4 protein-coding genes are annotated in these 6,879 nt (G+C 41.2%); 1 reads left to right on the forward strand and 3 read right to left on the reverse strand.

Annotated features, from left to right (window positions below; translation table 11 throughout):
- Nucleotides 1-475: hypothetical protein (locus tag Q0200_RS01435; protein WP_297936911.1), on the forward strand; the 475-nt coding region annotated here is incomplete at its 5' end.
- A 32-nt stretch (nucleotides 476-507) separates the two neighbouring features.
- On the opposite strand, the gene Q0200_RS01440 is transcribed toward Q0200_RS01435, so the two are convergent.
- The 3 genes from Q0200_RS01440 to Q0200_RS01450 all read right to left on the reverse strand — a co-directional run bounded on the left by Q0200_RS01440 (nucleotide 508) and on the right by Q0200_RS01450 (nucleotide 6,735).
- A complete protein-coding gene (locus tag Q0200_RS01440) occupies nucleotides 508-1,023 on the reverse strand; it encodes a DNA-deoxyinosine glycosylase (RefSeq protein ID WP_297936913.1) in 516 nt (171 codons plus the stop codon).
- 154 nt (nucleotides 1,024-1,177) lie between these two features.
- The gene (nifJ, locus tag Q0200_RS01445) at nucleotides 1,178-4,744 is read right to left on the reverse strand and encodes a pyruvate:ferredoxin (flavodoxin) oxidoreductase (protein ID WP_297936915.1); all 3,567 of its coding nucleotides are present in this window, start codon (nucleotides 4,742-4,744) and stop codon (nucleotides 1,178-1,180) included.
- A gap of 275 nt (nucleotides 4,745-5,019) precedes the next feature.
- Complete coding sequence (locus tag Q0200_RS01450) at nucleotides 5,020-6,735, reverse strand: hypothetical protein (protein WP_297936917.1); 1,716 nt, start codon at nucleotides 6,733-6,735, stop codon at nucleotides 5,020-5,022.
- Between the last annotated feature and the right edge of the window lie 144 nt (nucleotides 6,736-6,879).

Below are 6,879 nucleotides of genomic sequence, written 5' to 3' on the forward strand. Positions count from 1 at the left end.
TACATTCCCACCATTCGAATTCACTGAAGGCGATAAATACGTTGGTTTTGACGTTTCAAAAGAAACTTATCGCCCAAATGTAGCATTGAAATTTCTTAACCCCCAAAACCCATCAGACATTATAATGGTAATAGTTAGAGACGTGTTTGAGGAATTTGTATTAGATGAAAGCAATATACTTAGTTACTGCGATTTGGTGATAAATAACTTAAATTCAAACAATATGCCATCAAAACTTTTTAAGTGTGAATTAACATATATAGAAAATTTACCAGCTACCAATATGATTTATGTTTCTACTGGCAAAAGATTAAATAAGCAATTGGCATCTATCAACAATGCATATATTACATATTATAAAAATTATGAGATTTCAATTATGTTTGCTTCCAATAACGAAAACGATTTTATTAAAATGCAAGACACATACTTTCAAATTATAAATTCATTTGTTATAAATAATATATACAAATAACATATGACCTTATTTGTGCAAAATACCAATTACTAAACCAATTCGCCATCTTTTAACATATCCACCACACTCAGCCACTCGCGCACGAGCCTTTCAAAGCTAAAATTTGCATTCGCTGGGCTTGTGGACGGCAGTTTGATCGGCTCTTTGCCGGTTGCGTTTAAAATTTGAGTTTTTAGGTATTTTTCGCAGATTTCATGCGACTTGCCGCCGTTCGCGTAGACTTGCGTGATATTTGCGGTTTTAAAGATCGGCTCTAAATTTGCGGGCGAGACGGCGGTCATTTTGGCATCGCTCGAGCCCTTTATCTCACACGAGATCGCAGCGTCGTAGATAGCGATGCGGTGAGCGAGCAAAAAATTTATCTTTTCATCCGTGCTTGCAGGCAGCGGAGCATTTAAAATCTGAGCCAGCACCCGCCAAAAGCGATTTTGCGGATTTGCGTAATAAAAGCCCAACTTGCGAGAAACGACGGAAGGGAAGGATCCGAGGATTAAAATTTTAGAGTTTTTATCGAAAATCGGTTTAAAAGGATGGGTTTGACTCATTTTGCGCCTTTTAAATTTGCTGCGTTAAATTTAAAATTTCAAATTTGAAAGCAAATTTAACCGCCCAAACGAGCGGCTAAATTTACAGATATTTTCCATCGCCCGTAAAATTTGGGCGAGAGAAATTTGCGCCCTACTCGGCGCTTTCGTTAGCCTAGGCTTCCGAGCTAGACTCGATCTCATCGCTAAAGTCAGCCAAGCTTAGGCGTTTTAGCTGGCGGTAGCGTCTTTGCGCGTCGGCTTTGTTTTTAGCCAGTAGCTCGTCTGCGTGCTCAGGGTTGGTTTTCTTAAGCGAGTTGTAGCGAACCTCGTTTAGTAAAAACTCTTCATAAAGCGACCAGTCTGGCTCTTTTGAGGTGATTTTTAGCGGATTTTGCCCCTCTTTTAAAAGGCGCGGATCGTATAGATATGTCGGCCAGTATCCGCACTTGGTCGCTAGCTCGCCTTGACCGCCTGACTGCGACAAGCCGCCTTTGATGCCGTGAGCGATGCACGGAGAGTAGGCGATGATGAGGCTTGGGCCGTCATATGCTTCGGCCGCTGCGATCGCTTTTATCACGTTTGCTTGACTTGCGTTTGAGTTGATCTGTGCGACAAAGATGTTGCCATAGGTCATTGCGATGTAGCCAAGGTCTTTCTTTTGAGCCGGTTTGCCGCTAGCCGTAAACTGCGCTATTGAGCCAGCGCGGCTTGATTTTGAGCTTGGGCCGCCAGTGTTTGAATAAACTTCGGTGTCAAGCACTAGCACATTTACGTTCTCGCCGCTTGCTAGCACGTGGTCAAGTCCGCCGAAGCCGATGTCATACGCCCAGCCGTCGCCGCCGATGATCCACTGCGACTTTTTGACTAGGAATTTCTTAAGCTCTAAAATTTCTTTAACGCCTGGCGCGCTTAAATTTTGCTCTAAAATAGGCAATAAATTTTTCGTGATCTCTTGTGTTTTAACGCCATCATTTTTGAAATTTATCCAGTCGTTATAAAGCGCTGAAAGTGCGTTTGGCACGCTATCTACGTTGTTTCTCATTATGTCTTCGATGCGGTGGCGCATGGTCTCGATCGCTACGTTCATGCCCATGCCAAACTCAGCATTGTCTTCAAATAGCGAGTTTGCCCACGCAACGCCCTTGCCTTCGTCATTTGTAGTGTACGGAGTAGATGGGGCAGAGCCGCCATAGATCGAGCTACAACCAGTCGCGTTTGCTACGATCATGCGCTCGCCAAAGAGTCTTGTAATAAGCGTGATATACGGAGTTTCGCCGCACCCAGGGCAAGCGCCGTGGAATTCAAAGAGCGGCTTAGCAAAGCCAACGCCCTTAACGCTCTCTTTGTTCATGAGATCGTCTTTGTAAGCTACTTTTTTAAATAGATAATCAGCATTTTCTTGCTCGTTTTTGCCCAGCTCTTCTTCAAGCGGCACCATGACGAGCGATTTTTCCTTGCTTGGGCAGTTTTGCGCGCATAGCTCGCAGCCAGTGCAGTCTAGCGGGCTTACTTGGATTTTGTATTTTAGCCCCTTGACCTCTTTGCCTTTGGCTTCTAAATTGTGCTCTTTTACGCCATCAGGGGCTGCGCTAAGCTCGTTTTCGTCTATCAAAAATGGTCTGATTACAGCGTGCGGGCAGACAAATGCGCACTGGTTGCACTGGATGCAGTTTTGCTCGATCCATTTTGGCACCATGACGCCAACGCCGCGCTTCTCGTAAGCCGTAGTGCCAGCTTCAAAGTGGCCGTCTTCGTAGCCTATGAAGGCTGAGACTGGCAGGCTGTCACCGCGAGCTGCATTTATCGGTTTTACGACGTTTTCGATGAAGCTGTTGCCGATATATTTTTCCTCTTTTTGCTCATCATCTGTTAAATTTGCCCACGCAGGATCAACCGGCACCTTTATGAGCCCGTTTGCGCCGACATCGATAGCGTTGTAGTTCATCTGCACGATCGCCTCGCCTTTTTTGGCGTAGGCTTTGTGCGCGTACTCTTTCATGTATTTTTGCGCATCTTCAAATGGTATGATGTCTGCAAGCTTGAAAAATGCCGACTGCATTATGGTATTTGTGCGGTTTTTAAGGCCGATGTCGTGTGCTAGCTTTGTTGCGTTTATGATGTAGAAATTTATATTTTTGCTAGCTAAAATTTTCTTAACTTTATTTGGCAGCTTTGCTATAGTCTGCTCTGCGTCCCAGATAGAGTTTAGCAAAAACGTGCCGTTTTCTCTGATGCCGTCAATCACATCGTAAATTTCAAGATATGCTGCGACCGAGCAGGCTACAAAGTGCGGATTTGAGACGAGATAAGTCGAGCGGATCGGCTTTTTGCCAAAGCGAAGGTGCGAGCGTGTGTAGCCGCCTGATTTTTTACTATCGTAGGCAAAATATGCTTGCGCGTAAAGGTCAGTTTTGTCGCCGATGATCTTTATCGAGTTTTTGTTTGCGCCCACGGTGCCGTCAGCGCCAAGGCCGTAAAATAAGCACTCTTTAACGCTCTCATCGCTTAGTGAAATTTTCTCTCCAGTTGGCAGCGACGTAAAGGTTACGTCATCAACGATACCCACCGTAAAGCCATCTCTTGGCTCGCTTTGGTTTAAATTTTCAAATACAGCTAGCATTTGCGCAGGATCGACGTCCTTTGAGCTTAGGCCGTATCTGCCGCCAACTATGATCGGGGCGTCCTTTTGGCTATAAAATGCAGCTTTTATATCAAGATATAGTGGCTCGCCAAGGCTGCCAGGCTCTTTTGTGCGGTCAAGAACGGCTATTTTTTTCACGCTCTTTGGCATCACGTCAAATAGGTACTTCGTGCTAAATGGACGGTATAAATGCACCTTGATAATGCCCACCTTTTCGCCTTTTGCGTTTAGATAATCCACGACCTCTTCAAGAGTTTGCGTAACTGAGCCCATAGCTACGATGACGCGCGTAGCCTCAGGGTCGCCGTAGTAGTTAAATGGCTTGTAGTCGCGGCCAGTGATCTTTGAAATTTCAGCTAGGTAGTTTGCTACGATATCTGGCACTGCGTCATAGAAGCGGTTGCTTAGCTCTCTTGTTTGAAAGTAGATATCGTCATTTTGCGCTGTGCCACGAGTTTTTGGGCTCTCTGGGCTTAGCGCATTGTCTCTAAATTTTTGCAGAGCCTCGCGGTCAAGAAGTCTATCAAAGTGCGCGTAGTCAAGCACCTCGACCTTTTGAATTTCATGGCTCGTTCTAAAGCCGTCAAAGAAGTGTAAAAACGGCACTCTACCCTTAATCGCCGCTAAATGCGCAACTCCTGCTATATCCATCACCTCTTGCACTGAACCGCTTGCTAGCATAGCAAAGCCGGTTTGGCGACAGGCATAGATGTCTTGGTGGTCGCCAAATATTGAAAGAGCCTGCGCTGCTAGAGAGCGAGCTGAGACGTGGATGACACCAGGGAGGAGCTGGCCTGCTATTTTATACATATTTGGAATTTTTAAAAGTAGGCCTTGAGAAGCTGTGTAGGTCGTAGTTAGCGCGCCGACTTGTAGCGAGCCATGCACCGTGCCAGCTGCGCCGCCTTCGCTTTGCATTTCGACCACTTTTACCGGCATACCAAATAAATTTTTCTTGCCCTGCGCTGCCCAAAGGTCAGTGTAGTCAGCCATCGGCGAGCTAGGAGTGATCGGGTAGATGCCCGCAACTTCCGTAAATGCGTAAGCCGCGTGCGCCGCAGCCTCGTTTCCGTCCATAGTTTTCATTATTTTTGACATATTTCCGCCTTAAAATTTCTTATGTTTTTTAAAAATCTTTTATTATAGAGCTAAATTCCAAAATCTATCATTAATCGGCCGCTTTACATTTTCAAAAAGGATAAAATTTAATAATAAGCAGCACAAATAAAGTCAAAATAACGCATAAATTCATACTCCTCAAAAATCCGCATTACTACCTTTGATATGCTTTCGATTTTCGACAATAATAAATATTAAGTTTTAAATATAGAGTACACTTCTTTTATTATAGTTATAAAATAATATCTTATAAACTAACGAGCTCTTCTTGGTTGATTTTGTAATAGAAATGGATTATTCCCACTTCCTCTGTCTCCTGCACGTTCTATATTTCTATGCGGAACAGTTCCAAATGAAATAATTCTATTTGAATTAAAAAGACTTCCTATCGCCTTAACTCCTTTCGAAATTAAATTTACAGTTCCCTTAACTCCATCAGAAATTAAATTATACGCCATTCTTACTGGAGCGCTAATAATACTAGCTACTTTTGCTACTTCTTGTAAAGGAGTTTTATTCATACGTTCAAATCCTTCAGCGTAATAATAGGCTTTTTCTCTTTCTGCCGGTTTCATTTTAGATGCATTTTTATTAACAAATTCTATAAATCTATTGTTTACATCTCTGTTAAAATATCCCTTTTTATCATAACCCTCGTCATGTATTTTGCAGCCTAAATCTAATAAATCTACAGGAGGAGGACCATTTTTTATATCCCCGTGCCCTGGGCCACAATAATTCCCATGTAATTGAGTAATACCTTTACCATCTCTATTTTTAATTATATCCTTTAATAACTGTGCCGTAGATAATTTACTAATTTCTTCTTTAGTTTTATATTTTTTAGTATCAACCACAGTCTTATTATTAGCTGTTAGTTTTGGATCTACCGCTTTTTCTTTATTAACTAAATTAACTTTTTTCGCGTTTTTATCAGTATTTTTTTTAGTAGCTACAGTTTTAGAATTTGATGTTTTTGTTATAAAAGCTTTGTCATGTTCTGCAACTATAGTATCTAAATGTGAAATTGCTATATTTTTAGAATTAGTTGGCTTTGTTGATTTTTTTGTGAAAGCTTTGTTATGCCCTGCAACTATAGCATCTAAATGTGAATTTATTAGATTTTTAGAGCTAGTTGGCTTTGTTGATTCTTTTATAAAAGCTTTGTCATGTTCTGCAACTATAGCATCTAAATGTGAAATTGCTATGTTTTTAGAGTTAGTTGGCTTTGTTGATTTTTTTGTAAAAGCTTTGTTATGCCCTACAACTAAAGTATCTAAATGAGAATTTACTATATTATTATAGTTAGTTGGCTCATTAGATTTTTTATTATAAGCTTTATTATGATTAGCAACTAGAGAAGTGGTACTATTTTTAGAATTAGCTACGTTTTTTGTGTTAACATTTTTCCCCTTTGTAGCTGCATTAGTAGTTTTTAAATTTGAATTTCTTCCTACTACTGCAGTATGTCCTTTGAAATTTGAACCTTTTCCTGTAGTTACACTATGTCCTTTTGAATTTGTACTTCTTCCTACTGTTGCATTATGTCCTTTTGAGTGTGAGTTTTTCCCTGAGTTTGCACTGTGTGCACTTGAATGTGAACTTCTTCCTGAACTTCCACTATGTCCGCTTGAATGTGAACTTCTTCCCGTGCTTGCACTATGTCCGCTTGAATGTGAACTTCTTCCTGAACTTGCACTGTGTCCACTTGAATGTGAGCTTCTTCCCGAGCTTGCACTATGTCCACTTGAGTGTGAACTTCTTCCCGAGCTTGCACTATGTCCACTTGAATGTGAGCTTCTTCCTGAACTTGCACTATGTCCACTTGAATGTGAGCTTCTTCCCGAGTTTGCGCTATGTCCACTTGAATGTGATCCACTTCTAGCAAATGCTTGATTATGATTTTCTGTAATAGCTGCTGCACCACATAATATTGTTGTTAATGCAAATATTGTCATTCTTTTTTTCATACCAGAATCCTCCTTTAATTCAATTTTATAACTACATATTAGTTAACTTTGTATTTCACTATATCAGATTATTTTTCTTTTTTCAAGTAAGATTTTAGAATGTTTTCTTGCAATAATCAACAATGTTTTTACTATATCTACTAT

Source organism: uncultured Campylobacter sp., assembly GCF_938045225.1.
GTDB lineage: Bacteria > Campylobacterota > Campylobacteria > Campylobacterales > Campylobacteraceae > Campylobacter_A.